The organism is Streptomyces sp. NPDC028305 (assembly GCF_055569495.1).
On the sequence record NZ_JBVHTN010000004.1, the window covers coordinates 827,734 to 847,825 of the forward strand.

The window sequence follows — 20,092 nt, forward strand, 5'->3', positions numbered from 1 at the left end:
GGGGCCTCGGGCGTGTGGACGGAAGGGAGCGCGGCGGCGATGGCTGATGTGTCCACGCTGGTGGAGCAGGCGCGGCAGGGACGGCCCCGCGCGGTGGCCCGGCTGATCTCGTTGATCGAGGGCGACTCACCGCAGCTGCGCGAGGTCATGGCCGCGCTCGCTCCGCTGGCCGGGGGCGCGTACGTGGTTGGGGTGACCGGCTCGCCCGGGGTCGGCAAGTCGACGTCGACCTCGGCGCTGGTCACCGCGTACCGCAAGGCCGGGAAGCGGGTGGGGGTGCTCGCCGTGGACCCCTCCTCGCCCTTCTCCGGCGGCGCGCTCCTCGGGGACCGGGTGCGGATGTCCGAGCACGCCTCGGACCCCGGCGTCTACATCCGCTCCATGGCCACCCGCGGGCACCTGGGCGGGCTCGCCTGGGCCGCCCCGCAGGCGATCCGGGTGCTCGACGCGGCCGGGTGCGATGTGGTGCTGGTGGAGACCGTGGGCGTCGGGCAGTCCGAGGTCGAGATCGCGGCGCAGGCCGATACGAGCGTGGTGATGCTCGCGCCCGGGATGGGCGACGGGATCCAGGCGGCCAAGGCCGGGATCCTGGAGATCGGCGATGTGTACGTGGTCAACAAGGCTGACCGGGACGGCGCCGACGCGACGGTCCGCGAACTGGGGCACATGCTGGGCCTCGGCGAGGCCCGCGCTCCGGGCGACTGGCGGCCGCCGATCGTGAAGACGGTGGCGGCGCGGGGCGAGGGCGTCGACGAGGTGGTCGAGGCCCTGGAGAAGCACCGGGCGTGGATGGAGGAGCACGGGGTGCTGGCGGAGCGGCGGCTGCGGCGGGCGGCGGGCGAGGTCGAGACCATCGCCGTGACGGCGCTCCGCGCCCGGATCGGCGACCTGCACGGCGACCGGCGGCTGGGCGCGCTGGCCGAGCGCGTGGCCGCCGGGGAGCTGGACGCCTATGCGGCGGCGGATGAGCTGGTGGCCGGGGTGACCTCCTCGGTGACCTCCTCGGCCTGAGGCGCGTGGGTGTGCGCCTGCTGTGCGTGGTCCGGCGGGGGCGGGGCCTCCGGGGCTGTCACCCTGGACCGCATATTTACGGCGCCGGTGCCCGGAAGCGTGGGGTGGCCCGGAACTTGGCGCCACAAATATGCGTAAGCGTCCAGGGCACCACCCCTGCACCCCCACCCCCTCACGTCTCGTCGGCGGCTACAGCCGCTCCGTGGCTTCCAGCCGTACGCGGCCTCCCACGTCGATCAGCCCGTCCGGCCGCGGCGCCGTCAGGATCTGTGAGCCGCGGCCCTGCGCGATGTTCAGGGCGCGCCCCAGCTGGGCCGTCAGCAGCAGCGCTGCCGCGCCCGTCGCCTCGTCCTCGTCGATGCCGTCGCCGCGCCCGGGGAAGGCGCGCGCCCTGATCCGGCCGGCCGCCTCGTCCTCCCACGCCCAGGCGTAGATCCACTCACCCGGCGGTGGCACCTGCAGTGCGTCGACCTCGGCTGCCGTGTCGTATCGCTTGAGCGTGCGTGGTGGCGCCCACTCGGGGCGCGCCTCGATCCAGTTGAACTCCCCTTCGAGCCTGGCGCCCACCAGGCCCGCGGGTGTGACCAGTTCCGGCACGTCGAGCAGCCAGGCCGCGCCCACGCACGGGTGCCCGGCGAACGGCAGCCGCAGCGTCGGCGTGTAGATGTCGATGACGCCGCGCTCGGGGTCGTCGACGAACACGGTCTCGCTGAAGCCAAGCTTCCGCGCGATGGCCTGGCGTTCGGCCGTGCCCGCGCCGCTTTGGCGTATGACACCGAGCGTGTTGCCGTGGCGGCCGTCGGGGCCGCAGAAGACGCGCAGTACGTCGTAATCGGTCACCTGTGCAGTACATCACGCCGTCGGGCGGCCGCCGGCTCCGGCGGCCGCCCGGGGCGGGTCAGTCTTCGTCCTCGTGGTGGTCGTCCTCGTGGGACTGGGTGACTGCGCCGGTCTGCGGGTTGACGTTCACTTCGCGGAACTTGCCCGCGAGCTCGACCTCCCAGGCCTTGTCGTCCAGCTCCACGGAGGTCACCGTGCCCTTGACCCGCTCCGCCGCGGCCACCGCGCCGACCTTGGCGGTGCGCAGCACGGTGGCCTCCTTCCGGTCGTCTTCGTCCTTGTCGAGCTTCTGGCCCAGGACCTGGCCGTTCGCCCCGACCTTGACCTCGTGCCACGCGTTGTCCTTGCCGAGGACCTCCACCTCCCAGCCGGGCCGGTCGTCGTCGCGCTCGACGGACGCCACCGTGCCCGGTACCGCCTTGATCGCCGCCTCTGCCGCCTGGACGAGTGACGTGGACTTCGATGTCGTCGAGGGGCGAGGGGCCGCGGTAGCGGTGGCGACCGTCAGGGCCGAGGCGGTGGCCAGGGACGCGGCGGCCAGGGCGGCGATGATGGGCATGCGCTTCATGTGGGTTCCTCCCCAGTTGTGTTGACGGGAATTACGGTGGCGGAGTGGGGCTGAAGCCAGGCTGAAGTCGCCTGAAGGGATCTTCAGGTTGTCTTTGGGACGCTCTCCCCATGCGTTTGCTGATTGTGGAGGACGAGCGGCGGCTCGCGGTGTCGCTGGCCAAGGGGCTCATGGCGGAGGGTTTCGCCGTGGATGTGGTGCACGACGGCCGGGAGGGGCTGCACCGGGCCCAGGAGGGGACGTACGACCTGGTCGTGCTCGACATCATGCTGCCGGGGATGAACGGCTACCGCGTCTGCGGCGCGCTGCGGGCCGCCGGGTGCGAGGTGCCGATCCTGATGCTGACCGCGAAGGACGGGGAGTACGACGAGGCCGAGGGGCTCGACACGGGCGCCGACGACTATCTGACCAAGCCGTTCTCGTATGTGGTGCTGCTCGCGCGGGTGCGGGCGCTGCTGCGGCGGCGGGGGCAGGGCGCCTCGCCGGTGGTGCGGGTGGGGGATCTGGTGGTGGACCGGGGGGCTCGCCGCGTGGAGCGGGATGGGTGCGAGGCCGCGTTGACCGCCAAGGAGTTCTCCGTGCTGGAGCAGTTGGTGGTGCGGCCCGGCGAGATCGTGTCGAAGGCGGAGATCCTCGAGCATGTGTGGGACTTCGCGTACGAGGGCGACCCCAACATCGTCGAGGTGTATGTGAGCGCCCTGCGGCGGAAGCTCGGGGCCGGGGTCATCGAGACCGTGCGGGGGGCCGGGTATCGGCTGGTGGGGCGTGCGTAGCGGCTCGGTCCGGATGCGGGCCGCGGTGGGGGCGACGCTGGTGGTGGCCGGGGCCCTGGTCGCCGCGGGGCTCGCGGTGCTGGGGGTGCTGCGGGCGAATCTGTCGGAGCAGGCCCAGCTGCGGGCCGAGGTGCATACCCGCGCGGTGGCCTCGCGGGTCGCGGCCGGGGCGCGGTTCGACGGGCTGGAGCTGGGCGAGGACCCCGTGCAGATCGTGGACGGGCAGGGGCGGGTGCGGGCGGTGAGCGACGATCTGGAGGCCGTGACGGGGGCGGGGAGCCGTTCGGTGGTGCCGGTGGAGCTCGAGGTGGAGGACGAGGACGACGCGGGGAGGGTGGAGGCCCAGAAGCCCCGGTTCGCCGAGGGCACCGCCCGGGTGGACGGGCGCGAGGCGGACTACGTGTGGGCCGCGGTGCGGGCGACCACCCCGACGGAGGAGTCCGTCACGGTGTACGCGGGCGCCCCGCTGGCGACCGGCACGGTCGACTCGGTGCGGGACGCGATGCTGCTCGGGCTGCCGCTGCTGTCGGCGGTGGTGGCGGCGGTGACCTGGCTGGTGACCCGGCGCGCCCTGCGGCCGGTGGAGGCGATCCGCCGGGAGATGGCGGCCATAACGGCCAGTACGGATCTGTCCCGGCGGGTGCCGGTGCCCTGGTCGCGGGACGAGGTGGCCCGGCTGGCGCGTACGACCAATGAGACGCTCGCGGCGCTGGAGGGGGCGGTGGCACGGCAGCGGGCGTTCGTCGCCGACGCCTCCCATGAGCTGCGCAGCCCCATCGCGTCGTTGCGGACGCAGTTGGAGGTGGGCGCCGCGCATCCGGGGCTGCTGGATGTGGACGGCGCGGTGGAGGACGTGGTGCGGCTTCAGCGGCTGGCCGCCGATCTGCTGCTGCTGGCCCGGCTGGACGCCGGGGAGCGGCCCTCGGGGGCGCGGGTGGCGCTCGCGGAGCTGGTGCGCGAGGAGTTGGCGCAGCGGGTGGGGGACCGGGTGGCGGTGCGGTGCGAGTTGGGGGCGGTGGAGGTGGCGGGGTCGCGCGGGCAGCTGGCGCGGGTGCTGGGGAACCTGGTGGACAACGCGCAGCGGCACGCCCGGAGCGAGGTGCGGGTGGCGGTGCGGGAGGAGGGCGGCTGGGGGGTCGTGGAGGTCGAGGACGACGGCAGCGGGGTGCCCGAGGAGGAGCGGGAGCGCATCTTCGAGCGGTTCGTACGGCTCGACGACGCCCGAAGCCGCGACGACGGCGGGGCCGGGCTCGGCCTCGCCATCGCGCGAGACGTGGTGCTGCGGCACGGCGGACGGCTGGATGTGCGGACCGCGCCGGGCGGCGGCGCGCTGTTCGCGGTGCGGCTGCCCCGGAAGGCGCCTGTGAGCTAGACGCGGCCGCGCTGGGCGCGCAGGTGGTCGGCGATCGGGTTCAGGGAGTCGTGGACGGCTTCGAGCGCTTCCGGGGAGAGCAGGTCGATGAAGTGCTTGCGCACCGACTCGACATGGTGCGGCGCGACCTTGCGCATGGTCTCCCAGCCGCTTTCGGTGAGCACCGCGTAGAGCCCCCGCCGGTCGGACTCGCAGTGCTCGCGGCGGACGAGGCCGGCGTTCTCCATCCGGGTGATCTGGTGGGAGAGACGGCTCTTGGACTGGAGGGTGGCGGCGGCGAGGTCGCTCATGCGCAGCCGGTGGCCCTCGGACTCCGAGAGGTTGACCAGGATCTCGTAATCGTTCATGGTCAAGCCGAACGGCTGGAGGTCTCGTTCGAGTTGGTAGGTCAGCAGCCGGCTGACGTCCAGGTGGATGCGCCAGGCGCGCTGTTCCTCGTCGCTGAGCCAGCGCGTGCCGTTCTCGGTCTCCATGGGAAGCATTCTACCTATAGAAGTTGAATTTCGAACCAATGGATATGAGGTCACCTGTTCGAGGTTACACTCCGCATGCTTGCGCTCACGAACCGGTGCCCCCCGTGCTCCCTATCGGCACCTCATCGAGGACTTCTTCCGTCGACTGGAGCAGTACCGTCCCCGCGCCGACGAACTCGAACTGGTGCTCCTCGCCAGACGTCCCCCCGATGCCGGTGTGTGCGCGGATCCCGCCGAGGACGCCCCGCAGATAGTCGTGATCGTAGTGGTGATTGGGCGTCGGGCAGTCCGCCCAGCCGACAAGGGCCTGCGGGTCCACCCGGATCGGCGGCTCCATGAAGACCACCGGGCCATTGGAGGCCGCGACGAACTTGCCGGTGCCGATCAGGGTGAGAAAGCCCGGGACGATCGACTGCTTGAGGGAGAGCGAGGGCTGGAAGGCGAGCAGATTTCCTGACCGGATGGTGAGATTGCCGTCGTCGAGGTCGTAGGAGTTGACGTCGAAGGCCCGGTCCGCGAGCACCATCTTGCCCTGCCCCTCGGCCACCACCCAGTCAGCGGCGTGCATCGGGGAGTGGAAGCTGTGCGCGATGAGGTGGTCCAGCCGGCCCAGGCCCACGCCCTGGAAGTCGATCCGCCCGTAGTAGGCGATCATCTTCCCCTTCTGGAGGAACCACTGGCCGTTCAGCTCCACGCTGAAGGCGTACGGATTGATGTTGTCGTCGACCGGGAGGGTGTACGCGTCATGGATGACCGGGCCGTTCACAGCTTCTCCTCCGATGCCTGGACATACACCGTGCCGGTGCCCGAGAGCTCCAGCTGGAAGGCCTCTCCCGAGCCGCGGCCGACCATCTCGCGCCAGCCGAGCGCGGCCGAGAGCTTGTTGCGCACCTCGCCGCGGTGGGCGACATACGCCTGCGGGTCGACATGGACCGGGCGGCCGGGTGCGATCGGCAGCTGGATGACGCCGCCGTGCGCCATGACCGCCGCCGAGCCATGCCCCTCGAGGGTGGTGGTGAACAGTCCCTGGCCGGTGACCTGGCCGCGCACGATGCCCATCACCCCGCCCTGCGAGCCCATGAACATCGTGCCCTGGCGCAGCGACCCGTCGAAGGCGAGCAGCCGGTCCGACTCGACATAGAGCTTGTCGCCGGCCATGTGGACGACCTCGACATGGTGGCCGCCGTGCCCGAACATCACCGTGCCGCTGCCCTCGACGGTCATCAGCGGGGTCGACTCGCCCGCGACCCGGCGGCCGATCATGCCCATCACCCCGCGCTGCCCGCCGGTGATGCTGGGCGTGAACCGCACCTCGCCCCGGTAGGCCAGCATCGCGCCGCGCTGGCTGAAGAGCGTCTGGCCGGGCAGCACCTGCGCCTCGACCATGCGGGAGTTGAGGACGTTGAACGGCATCAGACGTCACCGCCGACCGTGTTGCGCTCGCTGGGCTGTACGTACACCAGTCCCTCGCCCTCGAAGCGGATCTGGAACGCCTCGCCCGAGCCCTCGCCTATGAGCGTGCGGAAGTTCACCCCGGACTGGAAGTGCTGCTTGAGCTTGCCCGTATGGGCGATATACGCGCCCGGGTCGACCTGGAGCGGCAGCTCCGGGGTGACGCGCAGCACCACCGCCGTGCCGTCGGAGAGGATGGCCGCCTGCCCGGTGCCCTCGACGGTGGTGGTGAACAGGCCGTTGCCCTGGGAGGAGCCGCGCAGCCCGGTGAAGGAGGTCCCGGTGCGCAGCGCGGAGTCCGTGCACAGCAAATTGCTGGCCTCCACATAGAGCGCGTCGCCGTGCAGCGACACCAGGCTGATCTCGCTCGCCCGGTCGGCGAAGTAGCACGTGCCGTGCCCCTTCACCTCCATGACCTCCATCTGCTCGCCGGTGAGCCGCCGGGTCACCATCCCGCGCAGCCCGTCCCCTCCGCCGGTCTTCTTCTTGAAGGTCATCTCCCCCTCGTACGCGACCATCGAGCCGTTCTTGGCCTTCACGGAATCGCCGGTCATGTCGACGGCGAGCACCTTGCTCCCCTGGAGCCGAAACTGAGCCACGGATCTGACGTTATCGGGACCGAACGCCTCGGAACAGGGACAGCCGGACCCCGGCGCGGTGATCGGTTACGAGGCTGCGACAATGCGAGGAAGAGTTTGTGCATCACTTCACAAGCTCTCCCTCTGTGTCCTTCGTCCTCTCCCCAAAGGTGCTGCTCCCGTGGACTTCAAGACCGCCACCGCACTGCGGCGGCTCCGCCTGGTCTCCGCGCCCGAGGCCGTCTCCTTCCTCCTGCTGCTGGTCTGCTCGGTGCTCAAGCGCACCACCGACTTCAACGCGGTCCCGGTGATGGGGATGGTGCACGGCGTCCTCTTCATCCTGTACGTGGTCTTCTGGCTGGACGCCTGGAAGCGCGCCAAGTGGAGCGGCAAGACCGCTGCGCTCTACTTCGCGCTGTCCGTCCTGCCGACCGGCGGCTTCTTCGCCGAGCGCATGCTCAAGCGGGAGGCGGAGGCCAGCGTGATCGCCGACCGGGCGCGCCGTGAGGGCGTGGTCAACGCATGATCGTCGCCTTCTCCGTGACGCCGCTCGGCGTCGGCGAGGATGTGGGGGAGTACGTCGCGGACGCGGTTCGGGTGGTGCGCGAGTCGGGCCTGCCGAACCGTACGGACGCGATGTTCACCTCCGTCGAGGGTGAGTGGGACGAGGTCATGGACGTCGTCAAGCGGGCGGTCGCGGCCGTGGAGGCCCGGGCGCCGCGGGTGTCCGTGGTCCTCAAGGCGGACATCCGCCCGGGCGTCACGGACGGACTCACCTCGAAGGTCGAGACGGTCGAGCGGCACCTGTCCGCGTAGCCGTAGCCGTAGCCGTAGACGCAGTCGTACGGAGCGCGCGCCGCTAGGCCGCGTCGCCGCCCAGCAGCGCGATTCCGAGCGGCGTGCGCTCGTACAGCACCCGGTGGCCGTCGCGGCGCGACGTCAGCAGGCCGGCCGCGCGCAACACCGCCAGATGCGCCGACACCGACGACGGCGCCAGGCCCAGCCGCTGGGCCAGCGCCGTCGTGGCGGCGGGCTCCTCGAGGGCGCTCAGAACGGCCGCGCGGTTGGCGCCGAGGAGCCGTACGAGCGCGTCCGCCGCGCCCTCCGCGGACTCCTGCCAGAGCCCGCCCACCCCGCGCGCCGGATAGATCACCGTCGGCTGCCAGGGCGGCACGAAGCCGCTCACCACGTCCGGCCAGACGAACACGCTCGGCATCAGCAGCAGGCCCCGGCCGTCGAGCTCCTGCACCTCCGGGCCCCCGGCGCGGGTGCGGACCGTGAGCCGCCCATCGGCCCAGGACACCGAGGGGCGCAGATCGGCGAAGAGCCGCTCGAGGCCACCGTCCGCCAGTTGCCGGGCCCGATAGGCCACATCGGCCTCCAACAGGTCGCGCACCCGGGGCCAGTCCGGCTCGAGCAGCGCGTGCCAGGCCCGCTCGGTCAGATCCCCGAGCCGCCGCACCGCCCGCGCGGGGTCCTCCAGCACCGAGCGCCCGGCCGCGGACTCGGTGGCCCCCGGTGTGTCGGCCAAGGAAAGGGCCATCTCCCGGCGGGCCGCCTCCGGCTCGGTCGCCCGCAGCCGCGCCAGCTCCTCCTCGAACGAGGGATACGGCACCGCCGGCGGCGGACCCAGAAAATCCGGGGTGTAGCCGCGGATGGGGATGAACAGCGCGAGCAGGGAGAGGTCGAGCCCGGCCACGGCCGAGCGGATGCGGCGCAGCCACGGCAGGTGATAGCCGTGCCGCTCGGAGCGCAGCAGCGTCCGCACCGCCTCGTGCGTCTGGCACAGCGGCGAAATCGCGAACCGGCAGCGCAGCAGGTCGTCTGTTCCAAAGCTCATGTGCAGTGCCACAGGTCCCCCCCGAAGATTCGCCCCAGGGCGAAACACTAGAGCGCCCCGGACCGCTCCGGGCACGCTGCCGCCATGCCAACGCCTTCCGGGTCCGGGACGACGGACCCCACCCCTGCGCGCCCTGCCGCAGATGCCTCCGGACCCGAGCCCGCGGCCGAGTGCGCGGAGGGACCCGCTCTCCCGGAACCCCGCCCGGAAAGCGTTGGCTACTCCGCCGTCTTCGCGGTGCGCGAGTTCCGGGCCGTGTTCGTCGCGCATCTGCTGTCGATGCTCGGCGAGGTGGTCTGCGGGATCGCGCTGTCCGTCCTGGTCTACCGGGCCACCGGCTCGCCGCTGCTGTCCGCGCTGGCCTTCGCCTTCGCGCTGCTGCCGTACGTCATCGGCGGCACCCTGCTGTCCGCGGTCGCCGACCGCTACCCCGCCCGCCGGGTACTCGTCGTGTGCGATCTGGCCAGCGCACTGTGCGTGGCCGCGATGGTGGTGCCGGGCATGCCCGTCGGGCTGCTGCTGGTGCTGCGCTGTGTGCCCGCCGCGATCTCTCCGGTGTTCAGCGGAACGCGGGCCGCGACCCTCGGCGACATCCTGGGGAAGGGCGATCTGTTCGTGCTCGGCCGGTCCGTCATCCGTCTCACCGCGCAGGGCGCGCAGCTCGCCGGGTTCGCCGCGGGCGGGCTGCTGCTGACCGCGGTCTCGCCGCGCGCGGTGCTCGCGATCACGGCGGCGTCGTTCGTGGCGTCGGCCCTGGTGCTGCGGCTGGGCACCCGCCGCCGTGCGGCCCGTGCGGACGGCCGGCGCGGCGCGCTGCTCGGCGACTCGCTGCGCGGTATCCGGCAGCTGGCCGCCGTCCCGCGGATCCGGGCGCTGTTCCTGCTGAACTGGGTGCCGCCGACGTTCGTGGTGATGTCGGAGGCGCTGATGACCCCGTACTCCGACGGTCTGGGCCTGGGCTCGACCGGGCTCGGGCTGCTGATGTGCGGGATGCCGATCGGCGCGATCGTCAGCGAGACCCTGGCGGGCACCCTGCTCGGCCCGGCCGGCCGGGCGCGGCTGACCCTGGTGGTGGCGGTGCTGTGCATGCTGCCGTCCCTGGGGTATGTCTTCGAGCCCTCCTTCGGCTGGGCGCTGGCCCTCCAGGTGGCGACGGGCTGTGGCATGGCGTACAGCCTCGGCCTCGACCAGTGGTTCATCGCGGCCGTGCCGGAGGAGCTGCGGGGGCGGGCGATGACGCTGCTGACGGCGGGGCTGATGACCGCGCAGGGCCTGGGCATGGCGGCGGCGGGCGCGGTCGCCGAGGTGGCTCCGGTGCACCTGGTGGTCACCGCGGCGGGGGTGTCAGGCACCGTGTGTTCGCTGCTGGTGGTGGTGATGGTGCGGCGCGGCAACGCTCCCGGCCGGCCCGCCCCGCTCGAAACGTGAGACCGGGCTGACCACGATATGACCGGCCGGTAGGGTCGGTAACGTGCCCAAACCGCTCAGCCTCTCCTTCGACCCCATCGCTCGCGCAGACGAACTGTGGAAGCGACGGTGGGGGTCCGTGCCGTCGATGGCCGCGATCACCTCGATCATGCGGGCCCAGCAGATTCTGCTCGGCCAGGTCGACGCGGTGGTCAAGCCGTACGGGCTGACCTTCGCCCGCTACGAGGCGCTGGTGCTGCTCACCTTCTCCCAGGCCGGTGAGCTGACCATGTCCAAGATCGGCGAGCGGCTGATGGTCCACCCGACCTCGGTGACCAACACCGTGGACCGGCTGGTCAAGTCCGGTCTGGTGGCCAAGCGGCCGAACCCGAACGACGGCCGCGGCACGCTCGCCTCGATCACCGACCGGGGCCGTGAGGTGGTGGAGTCGGCCACCCGCGACCTGATGGCCATGGACTTCGGCCTCGGGGTGTACGACGCCGAGGACTGCTCGGGCATCTTCGAGCTGCTGCGGCCGCTGCGCGTCGCGGCGGGCGACTTCGACGAGGTGTGACGGGGGAGCGGCACCGGCGGGGGCGGCGAAGATCGCCCCGGAACGGACGGTTACGCTCGACGTCATGAAGCGAAGCGTATTGACGCGCTACCGGACCATGGCCTATGTCACCGGCGTCCTGCTGATCCTGCTCACGATCGGCGTGATCGCCAAGTACCTGCTGGACGTGGACGGCGCGTCCGGCTTCGTCAGCGTCGTCGGTATCGCACACGGCTGGCTGTACGTCCTCTACCTGGTCTTCGCCTTCGACCTCGGCTCCAAGGCGAAGTGGCCCTTCGGCAAGCTGGCCTGGGTGCTGCTCGCCGGCACCGTCCCCACGGCGGTCTTCTTCGTCGAGCGCAAGGTCGTGGCCGAGATCGAGCCGCTGGTCAGCGGCGCCGAGCCGGAGCCCGCCAAGGCCTGAACCACCCCCGCCCCTTTGTGGGCCCGGTTCACCTCCAGCACCCCGCGCGCCCCGTCCGGACCCCGGACGGGGCGCGCGATCTTGTTGACACGCACCGGCGCGGAAGGTTAGCTTCCGTCGCAGCTTTACTTGCGGCATACACAAACGTGCGGCAGCGCCGGGACATCCGGTGTGTGCCGGGAATCGGGGGGAAGGATGACGGCCCGCGCTTCGGCACGTCCCGCCCTCCCCCTGCCTCGCCGCCTCTTCTCCGCGCGCCTCTACCTCGATCTGCGGCGCAGCTCCAGCACCAGCTGTTCCAGCTGTTTCTGCTGACGGCCGTTCCCGGAGCGTCGGCTCTCTCCAGCGTTCTCCAGGCGTCGGGCCTGCTCTGACGTCTGTCTTTCTTCGGCGCCTGTCCTTCCTTGGCGTCTGACTTTCCTTGGCGTACGCGCCCTCGTGCGCGGCCTTGCCGTCTCGTTTCCCCGTTCTGATGAGGACTTGTCATGCCCTCCACCTCGCGCTCCCGCATACGCGAAGAAGTGCGCCGCCTCGACGAGCTGAGTGATCAGCTGCGCCGCGGCCGCATCGGCCGCCGGTCGTTTCTCTCCCTGGCCTCGGGCATGTCCGCCGCCGCCCTGCTGACCGCCTGCGGAGCGGACTCCGGCTCCGGGAAGAAGACCGTCCCCTTCTACACGACCGAGAACGATCCCCAGTCGCTCGCCTTCTACAAGATGGTGATCGAGAAGTTCGAGAAGGCCCACCCCGGCGTCAAGGTCAAGATCACCCTCTATCAGGACGAGAACCAGCTCCAGTACCTCCAGACGGCGATGCAGACGGGCAACGACATCGGCGTCTTCGCGCCCCCCGCCGCCAACATCCTGGACTGGGCGGAGAAGCGCTATCTGCTGCCGCTGACCGACCTGGTCAAGGACATCGGGGAGGACGACTTCCTGGCGGGCACCCGCATCCGGGTCAAGGGCCAGGACTACGCCATGCCCTTCCAGGCGGGCGCCTCGGTGCTCTACTACCGCAAGGACCTGCTGGACGCGGCCGGGCTCCGGCCGCCCAGGACCTACCAGGACTTCCTCGACGCCGTCACCGAGCTCGACGGCAAGGACGGCGTCGACGGGATCTCCTCCGGCGCGAGCAACACCCCCGGCATGACGACCCAGTTCCTCGCCCCGTACGTCTACCAGTCCGGCTGGGACTACTACGGCGCCGACGGCGAGGTGCTGTTCGGCAGGCCCGAGGTCCTGGAGGGCGTCAAACGCCATGTGGCGATCATGCGGCACGCCCGCAAGGGCGCGTACAACACCAACTACCCCGACCTGATGAACACCTACATCTCCGGCCGCGCCGCGTTCGCCACCATGGCCGGCCGCCTCGGGGTCAACCTCGCCAAGCAGAATCCGAAGATCGCCGAGAACACCGGCGTGATCGCCGTCCCGGCCGGGCCGTTCCGCACCGGCAAGCTCGCCTACGGCGGCAAGAACCAGTACAGCGTCTACGCCAGGACCAAGCACCGCGCCGAGGCCATCGCCTTCCTCAAGGCGCTCACCACCGGCGCCAACGCGCTCGCCTTCTCCCTCACCGTCCCCGGCCATCTGCTGCCGCCGCTGAAGTCGGTGACCGCCCGGCTGCGCGCCGAGATACCGAAGTCCGAGGACGCGTACCTCAAGAAGCACGGCGACTGGGTCGCCACGATCATGGACCTGGTCCCGGACGCCATGAGCCCCGACCTCAGCATGGGCTCGGTGCACGACCACACCTACGACGGCCGGCTGTCCAACCCGTGCCCCTGGGCCGGCAAGGCGTGGGCCCCGCCGCCCGCCGACGGCGCGATGATCCAGGACATCCTGATCCGGGGGACCGACCCCGAGAAGGCGTGGCAGGACGCGGTGGCCAAGCTGGAGAAGGCCGCCGAGGAGTGGAAGTCCGCCCATCCGGACTGGAAGCCGAGCGTCTGAGCCGTGACCGCCGCGCGCCTCGGCCCGAGCCCCTTCCGGGTCTTCCAGTACGTCTGTCTCGCCGTGATCGTGGTGGTCGCGGATCTGCCGCTGGTGTGGATCGTGTTCACCGCCGTCAAGCCCGACACAGAGATCGTCGCCTACCCGCCCACCCTCTATCCGCACGAGCTGACGTTTCAGAACTTCACCAACCTCTTCGCCATCTCGGACTTCGGCACCTACCTCGCCAACAGCGCGGTCGTCTCGCTCGCCGCGACGGCCGCCACGGTGGTCCTCGGCACCCTCGCCGCGTACTCGCTCAGCCGCTTCACCCTCCCCGGTCTGCGATGGGTGGGGGAGCTGTCGCTGTTCGCCTACATGGTGCCGCCCATCCTGGTCCTGGTCCCGATGGCGCAGCTGGTGAACCGGCTCGGGCTGGCCAACGACAGGACGGCGCTCGTCGTCCTCTACACCGCCACGCTGCTGCCCTTCGCGCTGTGGACGCTGCGCTCGTACTTCCACGGGCTCACCGTCGAGCTGGAGGAGGCGGCCATGGTCGACGGCTGCACCCGCTTCGGCGCCTTCCTCCGGGTGGTGGTCCCCCAGGCGCTGCCCGGCATCATCGCCACCGCCGTCTTCACCTTCAACGCGGCCTGGAGCGAGTACCTCTTCTCGGCGACCCTGATGACCGACCCGGAGAACCTCACCCTGAGCCCCGGGCTCGCGCTGCTCATGGACCAGACCGGGGTCTACTCGTGGGGCGTGCTCATGGCCGCGGCCGTGATCGTCGTGCTGCCGGTCGTGGTGCTGTTCGCGTTCGTGCAGAAGTTCCTGGTGGGCGGCGTGGGCCAGGGGGCGGTCAAATGAGCGTGCGCAAGACCGGCGTGGCCGCGGGCGCGCGCGGGCGGACCCGGAGCGAGCGGACCCGGCGCGGGCTGAGCGACCGGCAGCTGGGCACCCTGATGCTGCTGCCCGCGCTCGCCCTGCTGCTGTGCTTCGCCGTCTATCCGTTCCTCGCCTCCGTCGTCGACAGCTTCTTCCAGATCGACTTCCTCACCCGGCAGCGCGAGTTCCTGGGCCTCGGCAACTACCGCCGTCTGTGGGAGGACCCGGCCACCCGCGCGGCCTTCGGGCGCAGCGTGCTGTGGGTGGCAGGGAACGTCGTGATCCAGGCGGGCGTGGGCGTGGCCGTCGCGCTCGTCCTCAACGCCGGGCTGCGCGGGCAGACGCTCGCCCGCGGCCTGGTGCTCTTCCCCTACGTGGTCCCGGCCGTCGTCGCCGCGATCGTGTTCCGCTTCATGTTCAACGACACCACCGGCCTGGTCGGCTATCTGCTCAGGGCCTCCGGCGCGAGCGACCAGCCGGTGAACCCCTTCGGCGACCCCGACACCGTCATGCTCGCCCTGATCGCGGTGAACTGCTGGAAGTACGTGCCGTTCATCGTCATCGTCGTGCTCGCCCGGCTCCAGACCGTGCCGCGCGAGCTGTACGAGGCGGCCTCGCTCGACGGGGCCGGGCGGATGGCCTCCTTCCGCCATGTGACGCTGCCGTGGATCGCCCCGGCGCTGATCGTCGCCATGCTGATGCGCACGATCTGGACGGCGTACGACTTCGACCTGCCGTATCTGCTGGCCCAGGGCGGACCGCTGGACAGCTCCACCACCGTGCCGCTGGCCATCAGGAAGATCGCCTTCAGTGACCAGGAGCTCGGCCTCGCCTCCGCCCTCGCGGTGTCCGTGGCGATCCTCCTCGTCGTCGGCGCCTGGCTCTACCTGCGCGCCTACCGGCGCACCGAGCGCGCCACGGGCTGACCCGGGAAGCCCCGAACAGGGAAGCCCCGGTGACAACAATGGACGAGTCAATGAAAGGAGCGGCCATGACCGCCCCCGCCCCGACCCTGATCGAGGCGGCCCGGCGCCTCGCCGACGAGGTGCTCGCCCCGGGCGCCGAGTCCGCCGACCGCGAGGGGGTCACCCCGGCCGCGATCGCCGCGGTCAAGGCGTCCGGAGTGCTCGGGGTGAGCGGCCCCGCGGCGTACGGCGGGGCGCAGGCGCCGGATCCGGTCGCCCGGGAGATCGCCGAGACCCTCGCCGGGGCCTGCTGCTCCACGTATTTCGTCCAGGCGCAGCACCACAGCCCGGTCAGGATGCTCGCGTCGTCCGCCTCCCCGGCCCGCGAGCGGCTGCTGCGGCCGCTGTGCGACGGCACGCTGCTGTCCGGCATCGCCTTCTCCCACCTGCGGGCCTTCCCCCGCACCCCGGTGCGGGTCGGCCGGGTCGCGGGCGGACGGCGCTTCGACGGGCGGGTGCCCTGGTACACCGGCTGGGGCCTGAACGATGTGCTGCTGCTCGGCGGGGTCACGGAGGACGGCGAGGTCCTGTTCGCCTTCGCGGACGCCCGTGAGCAGCCCGGGCTGCGCCCCACGCCGCCCCTCCGGCTGGCGGCGCTGACCGGCACCCGGACGGTCGGCCTGGAGCTGGACGGTTTGGTGGTGCCCGAGGAGGCGGTCGTCTGGAGCCGCCCGTACGAGGAGTGGGCGGTCGCGGACCGGCCGAAGAACACCAACCCCAACCCGGCCGTCTTCGGCGTGGCCCGCGCCGCACTCTCCCTGCTGGAGGCCGCCGGGGACGCGGAGGCCGCGGAGACGGCGCGGGTGCTGGGCGAGCGGCTGAACGAGGTCAGGCGGGAGGCGTACGCGCTGGTCGACGAGGTGGAGCCGGGCGAGCGGCCGGCGGACCGGCTGGCGGTGAAGACGCGGGCCTACGACGTTCTGCGCGCGGCGACCACCGCGGCGATCGTCGCGGGCGGCGGCCGCGCCTTCGGCCTGGGCAGCCCGGCGCAGCGACTGGCCCGGGAGGGCCTGTTCCTGGTCGTCCAGGGCCAGACCGCCGACGTACGGAGCGCCCACCTGCGGGCACTGCGCGACTGACCCGAATGGGCCGGTGGGGCCCGTGTCGCGTCGACAGATAGTTGGACATCCTAGTAAATTTGTAGCCATGGACGCCGAAGGCATTGAGGAGGGCCGCCGGCGCTGGCAGGCCCGGTACGACGCCGCCCGCAAGCGCGAGGCAGACTTCACGAGCTTGTCCGGAGACCCCGTGGACCCGGTCTACGGACCCGCCCCCGGCGACACCGTGGCGGGCTTCGAGCGCATCGGCTGGCCCGGCGAGTTCCCCTACACCCGCGGGCTGTACGCCACCGGCTACCGCGGCCGCGCCTGGACCATCCGCCAGTTCGCGGGCTTCGGAAACGCCGAGCAGACCAACGAGCGCTACAAGATGATCCTCAAGGCGGGCGGCGGCGGGCTCTCGGTGGCCTTCGACATGCCCACGCTGATGGGGCGCGACTCCGACGACCCGCGCTCGCTGGGCGAGGTCGGCCACTGCGGCGTCGCCGTCGACTCCGCCGCCGACATGGAGCTCCTCTTCAAGGACATCCCGCTCGGCGACGTCACCACCTCGATGACGATCAGCGGCCCCGCCGTCCCCGTCTTCTGCATGTACCTGGTCGCCGCCGAGCGCCAGGGCGTGGACCCCTCCGTGCTGAACGGCACCCTCCAGACGGACATCTTCAAGGAGTACATCGCACAGAAGGAGTGGCTCTTCCAGCCCGAGCCGCATCTGCGCCTGATCGGCGACCTGATGGAGCACTGCGTGCGCTCCATCCCCGCGTACAAGCCGCTGTCCGTCTCCGGCTACCACATCCGCGAGGCCGGGTCCACGGCCGCCCAGGAGCTCGCGTACACCCTCGCCGACGGCTTCGGCTACGTTGAGCTGGGGCTCTCCCGCGGGCTCGACATCGACACCTTCGCGCCCGGCCTGTCCTTCTTCTTCGACGCCCACATCGAGTTCTTCGAGGAGATCGCCAAGTTCCGCGCGGCCCGCCGGATCTGGGCCCGCTGGATGCGGGATGTGTACGGGGCGAAGACCGAGAAGGCGCAGTGGCTACGGTTCCACACCCAGACCGCCGGGGTCTCGCTCACCGCGCAGCAGCCGTACAACAACGTGGTGCGCACCGCCGTGGAGGCGCTGTCCGCGGTGCTCGGCGGCACCAACTCGCTGCACACCAACGCCCTGGACGAGACGCTCGCGCTGCCCAGCGAGCAGGCCGCCGAGATCGCCCTGCGCACCCAGCAGGTGCTGATGGAGGAGACCGGCATCCTCAACGTCGCCGACCCGCTGGGCGGTTCCTGGTACGTCGAGGCGCTGACCGACCGCATCGAGGCCGACGCCGAGAAGATCTTCGAGCGGATCAGGGAGCGCGGCCGCCGGGCACTGAGCTCACAGGGTGAGGGGGCCGACGGGCAGCACCCCATCGGGCCCATCACCTCCGGCATCCTGCGCGGCATCGAGGACGGCTGGTTCACCGGCGAGATCGCCGAGTCGGCCTTCCAGTACCAGCGGGCGCTGGAGAAGGGCGACAAGAAGATCGTCGGCGTCAACTGCCACGAGGGCTCGGTCACCGGCGACCTGGAGATCCTGCGGGTCGGCCACGAGGTCGAGCGCGAGCAGGTGCAGGTGCTCGCCGCCCGCAAGGAGATCCGCGACGACGCCCGGGTGTCCGCCGCCCTGAAGGACATGCTGGCCGCCGCCCGTGACGGCTCGAACATGATCGGGCCCATGATGGAGGCCGTCCGGGCGGAGGCGACCCTCGGCGAGATCTGCGGCGCGCTGCGCGAGGAGTGGGGCGGCTACACGGAGCCGGCCGGCTTCTGAGCGGGGTCGGCCGGCCTCTGGACGATGGCCGGGAAGCCGCGGAGCAGCAGCTCGGCGAAGTCGCGCGCCCAGAGCTCGTCCACGACATCGGCGCTCACCAGCGTCCGGTGCACCACCGCGCCGGCGATCACGTCGAATATCAGGTCCGCGCTGCGGGCCGCCGCGGCGGTGTCGGCCTCGCGCGGCAACTCGCCGCGGGCCTGGGCCCGCTCCCGGCCCAGCAGCACCAGCCGCTTCTGCCGGTCGACGATCACGGAGCGGATCCGCTGCCGCAGCGCCTCGTCGTGGGTGGCCTCGGCGACCACGGCCATCAGCGAGGTCCTGGCCTCCGGCCGGTCCAGCAGCGCGGCGAACCGGAGCACCGTCTCCTCCACATCGGCGCGCAGCGACCCCAGGTCGGGCAGTTCCATCTCCTCGTCGAGGAGGGCCGCCACCGCGTCCACCACCAGCTCGCTCTTGTTCGCCCAGCGGCGGTAGAGGGTGGTCTTGGCCACACCCGCCCGGGCCGCGACATCGCCCATCGTCAGCTTCGGCCAGCCGAGCTCGACCAGGGCGGCCCGCGTCGCGCCGAGGATCGCGCGGTCGGCCTCGGCACTGCGGGGGCGGCCGGTGCGCCGCGTTGGCGGGCTCATGCCCGTGACCCTACCCGTACGCCCGCTTTGGCCCCTGGATCTCCGAGGGCGCTTCCAGTTACGCTACGGCTCGTAGCGTAAGGGTGTGCGCTTTTCCATTCACCGCGGGAAGAGGGGAGGATAGGACCATGCAGCCACGGAACATGTCCATGAGTGGAGTGGTCGACCTCGCCGCGGTGAAGGCGGCCGGAGAAGCGAAGCAGAAGGCGGAGAAGGCGCGGGCCGAGGCGGCCCGCACGGGCACCGCGGTGCCCACCCGTCTGATCTTCGACGTCGACGAGGCGGGATTCCAGCAGGAGGTCCTCCAGCGCTCCACCGAAGTACCGGTCGTCATCGACTTCTGGGCCGAGTGGTGCGAGCCGTGCAAGCAGCTCGGTCCGGTCCTCGAGCGGCTGGCGGGGGAGTACGCGGGCCGGTTCGTCCTGGCGAAGATCGACGTCGACGCCAACCAGATGCTCTTCCAGCAGTTCGGGGTGCAGGGCATCCCCGCCGTGTTCGCGGTCGTCGCCGGCCAGCCGGTGCCCCTCTTCCAGGGCGCCGCGCCCGAGGCCCAGATCCGGCAGGTGCTGGACCAGTTGATCCTGGCGGCGGAGCAGCAGTTCGGCATCGTGGGCGCCCCGGTGCAGGACGCGGACGCCGAGGGCGATGAGCCGGTCGCGCAGCAGCCCGCCACCCCGTACGACAGCGCGCTCGCGGCGGCACACGAGGCGCTGGACGCGGGCGATCTCGGCGGTGCGGTGCAGGCGTACCGCAATGTGCTGGCCGACGACCCGGGCAACACCGAGGCCAAGCTGGGCCTGGCTCAGGCCGAGTTGCTGAGCCGGGTGCAGGGCGCGGACGCCCAGGTGGTGCGCAAGGCGGCGGCCGACAATCCGGCGGATCCGGCGGCGCAGATCGCGGCCGCGGATCTCGACCTGGTGGGGGGTCATGTGGAGGACGCCTTCGGGCGGTTGGTCGACGCGGTCCGGCGGACGGTCGGCGAGGACCGGGAGGCGGTACGGGTCCACTTGCTGGAGCTCTTCGAGGTGATCGGCGCGGATGATCCCAGAGTGGTCGCGGCGCGCGGTGCGCTGGCTCGCGTACTGTTCTGATCTCTTGCCACCTCAAACAGAGAAGCGACCGCGCTTTACCAAAACTTGGTAATCGCGGTCGCTGTAACTGGCAGTAAGTAAACGGCAGTTCGTTGTCCGGTCATGGCATGAATTGCCCCCTCTTTCCGGTCATGTGACGGCGACCCTGAGTGCCCGGTCTCTACCGGCCTGCCGCAGTACGGTTATCCGCCCGTTACTCGCTGGTAACGAACCCCTTGTGCACCCGCCCGTAAATGGACCACGATCGGCCAAGCTCGGTCCATCCCCTCAGTCCGGCATCCGGTCGGCGCGGTCGGTGTGATGGGTCCCCACCGAGCAGGCCGACGGCAGTGGCGTCGGCCGTGGACAGGGGGGTCTCTGCCTACCGGCAGAGCCTGTCCAGGAGGTTGCGCGAAAGGCGTGGCCAGTGGTTGTCGCTCGGGGGTGATCGCCGGT

General features: G+C 71.3%; 22 protein-coding genes. 14 read left to right on the forward strand and 8 right to left on the reverse strand.

What is annotated here, in order from left to right; genetic code table 11:
* Window positions 1-39 precede the first annotated feature (39 nt).
* The gene (gene meaB, locus ACZ4WQ_RS19910) at window positions 40-1,011 is read left to right on the forward strand and encodes a methylmalonyl Co-A mutase-associated GTPase MeaB (RefSeq protein ID WP_398371546.1); all 972 of its coding nucleotides are present in this window, start codon (window positions 40-42) and stop codon (window positions 1,009-1,011) included.
* A gap of 189 nt (window positions 1,012-1,200) precedes the next feature.
* Here meaB and ACZ4WQ_RS19915 read toward each other — a convergent pair whose 3' ends face one another.
* Window positions 1,201-1,851, reverse strand: coding sequence for a PhzF family phenazine biosynthesis protein (locus tag ACZ4WQ_RS19915; RefSeq protein ID WP_398371548.1), 651 nt, complete (start codon window positions 1,849-1,851; stop codon window positions 1,201-1,203).
* A gap of 58 nt (window positions 1,852-1,909) precedes the next feature.
* Entirely contained in the window at window positions 1,910-2,419 is a 510-nt protein-coding gene (locus tag ACZ4WQ_RS19920) for a PepSY domain-containing protein (protein WP_398371550.1), read from the reverse strand.
* A gap of 110 nt (window positions 2,420-2,529) precedes the next feature.
* Between ACZ4WQ_RS19920 and ACZ4WQ_RS19925 the strand changes: the two genes are divergently transcribed.
* The gene (locus ACZ4WQ_RS19925) at window positions 2,530-3,192 is read left to right on the forward strand and encodes a response regulator transcription factor (RefSeq protein ID WP_311727931.1); all 663 of its coding nucleotides are present in this window, start codon (window positions 2,530-2,532) and stop codon (window positions 3,190-3,192) included.
* A 13-nt stretch (window positions 3,193-3,205) separates the two neighbouring features.
* Complete coding sequence (locus ACZ4WQ_RS19930) at window positions 3,206-4,564, forward strand: sensor histidine kinase (protein WP_398371842.1); 1,359 nt, start codon at window positions 3,206-3,208, stop codon at window positions 4,562-4,564.
* On the opposite strand, the gene ACZ4WQ_RS19935 is transcribed toward ACZ4WQ_RS19930, so the two are convergent.
* The 4 genes from ACZ4WQ_RS19935 to ACZ4WQ_RS19950 all read right to left on the reverse strand — a co-directional run bounded on the left by ACZ4WQ_RS19935 (window position 4,561) and on the right by ACZ4WQ_RS19950 (window position 7,088).
* Window positions 4,561-5,037, reverse strand: coding sequence for a MarR family winged helix-turn-helix transcriptional regulator (locus tag ACZ4WQ_RS19935; RefSeq protein WP_311727933.1), 477 nt, complete (start codon window positions 5,035-5,037; stop codon window positions 4,561-4,563). The genes ACZ4WQ_RS19930 and ACZ4WQ_RS19935 overlap by 4 nt on opposite strands.
* 85 nt (window positions 5,038-5,122) lie before the next feature.
* A complete protein-coding gene (locus ACZ4WQ_RS19940; protein ID WP_311727934.1) occupies window positions 5,123-5,803 on the reverse strand; it encodes an AIM24 family protein in 681 nt (226 codons plus the stop codon).
* Window positions 5,800-6,450 carry an AIM24 family protein gene (locus tag ACZ4WQ_RS19945; RefSeq protein WP_358843183.1) on the reverse strand — a complete coding sequence of 217 codons (651 nt, stop codon included), beginning with the start codon at window positions 6,448-6,450 and terminating at the stop codon, window positions 5,800-5,802. Before ACZ4WQ_RS19945 ends, ACZ4WQ_RS19940 begins: the two co-directional genes overlap by 4 nt.
* Entirely contained in the window at window positions 6,450-7,088 is a 639-nt protein-coding gene (locus tag ACZ4WQ_RS19950) for an AIM24 family protein (RefSeq protein WP_398371554.1), read from the reverse strand. Before ACZ4WQ_RS19950 ends, ACZ4WQ_RS19945 begins: the two co-directional genes overlap by 1 nt.
* A gap of 160 nt (window positions 7,089-7,248) precedes the next feature.
* Here ACZ4WQ_RS19950 and ACZ4WQ_RS19955 point away from each other — a divergent pair, with 160 nt between their 5' ends.
* Together ACZ4WQ_RS19955 and ACZ4WQ_RS19960 are read left to right on the forward strand one after the other, a co-directional pair.
* A complete protein-coding gene (locus tag ACZ4WQ_RS19955) occupies window positions 7,249-7,593 on the forward strand; it encodes a DUF3817 domain-containing protein (RefSeq protein WP_311727937.1) in 345 nt (114 codons plus the stop codon).
* Window positions 7,590-7,883 carry an MTH1187 family thiamine-binding protein gene (locus tag ACZ4WQ_RS19960; protein ID WP_054233191.1) on the forward strand — a complete coding sequence of 98 codons (294 nt, stop codon included), beginning with the start codon at window positions 7,590-7,592 and terminating at the stop codon, window positions 7,881-7,883. Before ACZ4WQ_RS19955 ends, ACZ4WQ_RS19960 begins: the two co-directional genes overlap by 4 nt.
* Window positions 7,884-7,926: 43 nt before the next feature.
* On the opposite strand, the gene ACZ4WQ_RS19965 is transcribed toward ACZ4WQ_RS19960, so the two are convergent.
* The gene (locus tag ACZ4WQ_RS19965) at window positions 7,927-8,907 is read right to left on the reverse strand and encodes an ArsR/SmtB family transcription factor (protein ID WP_398371557.1); all 981 of its coding nucleotides are present in this window, start codon (window positions 8,905-8,907) and stop codon (window positions 7,927-7,929) included.
* Window positions 8,908-8,991: 84 nt separating this feature from the next.
* Here ACZ4WQ_RS19965 and ACZ4WQ_RS19970 point away from each other — a divergent pair, with 84 nt between their 5' ends.
* From ACZ4WQ_RS19970 to ACZ4WQ_RS20005, 8 genes are all read left to right on the forward strand, one after another.
* A complete protein-coding gene (locus ACZ4WQ_RS19970; RefSeq protein ID WP_398371559.1) occupies window positions 8,992-10,335 on the forward strand; it encodes an MFS transporter in 1,344 nt (447 codons plus the stop codon).
* A gap of 43 nt (window positions 10,336-10,378) precedes the next feature.
* Window positions 10,379-10,888, forward strand: a complete 510-nt coding sequence (locus ACZ4WQ_RS19975; protein ID WP_361184322.1) for a MarR family transcriptional regulator — start codon at window positions 10,379-10,381, stop codon at window positions 10,886-10,888.
* 64 nt (window positions 10,889-10,952) lie between these two features.
* Window positions 10,953-11,291, forward strand: a complete 339-nt coding sequence (locus ACZ4WQ_RS19980) for a DUF3817 domain-containing protein (RefSeq protein WP_043490159.1) — start codon at window positions 10,953-10,955, stop codon at window positions 11,289-11,291.
* A gap of 485 nt (window positions 11,292-11,776) precedes the next feature.
* A complete protein-coding gene (locus ACZ4WQ_RS19985; RefSeq protein ID WP_385339025.1) occupies window positions 11,777-13,240 on the forward strand; it encodes an ABC transporter substrate-binding protein in 1,464 nt (487 codons plus the stop codon).
* A 3-nt stretch (window positions 13,241-13,243) separates the two neighbouring features.
* Window positions 13,244-14,086 (forward strand): carbohydrate ABC transporter permease, encoded by an 843-nt coding sequence (locus ACZ4WQ_RS19990; RefSeq protein ID WP_361184317.1) that lies wholly within the window; start codon window positions 13,244-13,246, stop codon window positions 14,084-14,086.
* Window positions 14,083-15,030, forward strand: coding sequence for a carbohydrate ABC transporter permease (locus ACZ4WQ_RS19995; RefSeq protein WP_398371563.1), 948 nt, complete (start codon window positions 14,083-14,085; stop codon window positions 15,028-15,030). Before ACZ4WQ_RS19990 ends, ACZ4WQ_RS19995 begins: the two co-directional genes overlap by 4 nt.
* A gap of 65 nt (window positions 15,031-15,095) precedes the next feature.
* Window positions 15,096-16,148: an acyl-CoA dehydrogenase family protein gene (locus ACZ4WQ_RS20000; RefSeq protein ID WP_361184311.1), complete on the forward strand. Its 1,053-nt coding sequence runs from the start codon at window positions 15,096-15,098 to the stop codon at window positions 16,146-16,148.
* A 67-nt stretch (window positions 16,149-16,215) separates the two neighbouring features.
* Window positions 16,216-17,934 carry an acyl-CoA mutase large subunit family protein gene (locus ACZ4WQ_RS20005; protein WP_358843192.1) on the forward strand — a complete coding sequence of 573 codons (1,719 nt, stop codon included), beginning with the start codon at window positions 16,216-16,218 and terminating at the stop codon, window positions 17,932-17,934.
* On the opposite strand, the gene ACZ4WQ_RS20010 is transcribed toward ACZ4WQ_RS20005, so the two are convergent.
* A complete protein-coding gene (locus tag ACZ4WQ_RS20010; protein WP_398371565.1) occupies window positions 17,910-18,566 on the reverse strand; it encodes a TetR/AcrR family transcriptional regulator in 657 nt (218 codons plus the stop codon). The genes ACZ4WQ_RS20005 and ACZ4WQ_RS20010 overlap by 25 nt on opposite strands.
* Before the next feature lie 128 nt (window positions 18,567-18,694).
* Here ACZ4WQ_RS20010 and ACZ4WQ_RS20015 point away from each other — a divergent pair, with 128 nt between their 5' ends.
* Entirely contained in the window at window positions 18,695-19,657 is a 963-nt protein-coding gene (locus ACZ4WQ_RS20015) for a tetratricopeptide repeat protein (RefSeq protein WP_311727948.1), read from the forward strand.
* Window positions 19,658-20,092 lie beyond the last annotated feature (435 nt).

What these genes read in the sequence shown, in the direction of transcription:
- meaB (WP_398371546.1), top strand. Translation starts at nt 40, where the DNA reads ATGGCTGATGTGTCCACGCTGGTGGAGCAGGCGCGGCAGGGACGGCCC.
- ACZ4WQ_RS19920 (WP_398371550.1), bottom strand. Translation starts at nt 2,419, where the DNA reads ATGAAGCGCATGCCCATCATCGCCGCCCTGGCCGCCGCGTCCCTGGCC.
- ACZ4WQ_RS19925 (WP_311727931.1), top strand. Translation starts at nt 2,530, where the DNA reads ATGCGTTTGCTGATTGTGGAGGACGAGCGGCGGCTCGCGGTGTCGCTG.
- ACZ4WQ_RS19930 (WP_398371842.1), top strand. Translation starts at nt 3,206, where the DNA reads ATGCGGGCCGCGGTGGGGGCGACGCTGGTGGTGGCCGGGGCCCTGGTC.
- ACZ4WQ_RS19935 (WP_311727933.1), bottom strand. Translation starts at nt 5,037, where the DNA reads ATGGAGACCGAGAACGGCACGCGCTGGCTCAGCGACGAGGAACAGCGC.
- ACZ4WQ_RS19945 (WP_358843183.1), bottom strand. Translation starts at nt 6,450, where the DNA reads ATGCCGTTCAACGTCCTCAACTCCCGCATGGTCGAGGCGCAGGTGCTG.
- ACZ4WQ_RS19960 (WP_054233191.1), top strand. Translation starts at nt 7,590, where the DNA reads ATGATCGTCGCCTTCTCCGTGACGCCGCTCGGCGTCGGCGAGGATGTG.
- ACZ4WQ_RS19965 (WP_398371557.1), bottom strand. Translation starts at nt 8,907, where the DNA reads ATGAGCTTTGGAACAGACGACCTGCTGCGCTGCCGGTTCGCGATTTCG.
- ACZ4WQ_RS19970 (WP_398371559.1), top strand. Translation starts at nt 8,992, where the DNA reads ATGCCAACGCCTTCCGGGTCCGGGACGACGGACCCCACCCCTGCGCGC.
- ACZ4WQ_RS19980 (WP_043490159.1), top strand. Translation starts at nt 10,953, where the DNA reads ATGAAGCGAAGCGTATTGACGCGCTACCGGACCATGGCCTATGTCACC.
- ACZ4WQ_RS19985 (WP_385339025.1), top strand. Translation starts at nt 11,777, where the DNA reads ATGCCCTCCACCTCGCGCTCCCGCATACGCGAAGAAGTGCGCCGCCTC.
- ACZ4WQ_RS19995 (WP_398371563.1), top strand. Translation starts at nt 14,083, where the DNA reads ATGAGCGTGCGCAAGACCGGCGTGGCCGCGGGCGCGCGCGGGCGGACC.
- ACZ4WQ_RS20000 (WP_361184311.1), top strand. Translation starts at nt 15,096, where the DNA reads ATGACCGCCCCCGCCCCGACCCTGATCGAGGCGGCCCGGCGCCTCGCC.
- ACZ4WQ_RS20005 (WP_358843192.1), top strand. Translation starts at nt 16,216, where the DNA reads ATGGACGCCGAAGGCATTGAGGAGGGCCGCCGGCGCTGGCAGGCCCGG.
- ACZ4WQ_RS20010 (WP_398371565.1), bottom strand. Translation starts at nt 18,566, where the DNA reads ATGAGCCCGCCAACGCGGCGCACCGGCCGCCCCCGCAGTGCCGAGGCC.
- ACZ4WQ_RS20015 (WP_311727948.1), top strand. Translation starts at nt 18,695, where the DNA reads ATGCAGCCACGGAACATGTCCATGAGTGGAGTGGTCGACCTCGCCGCG.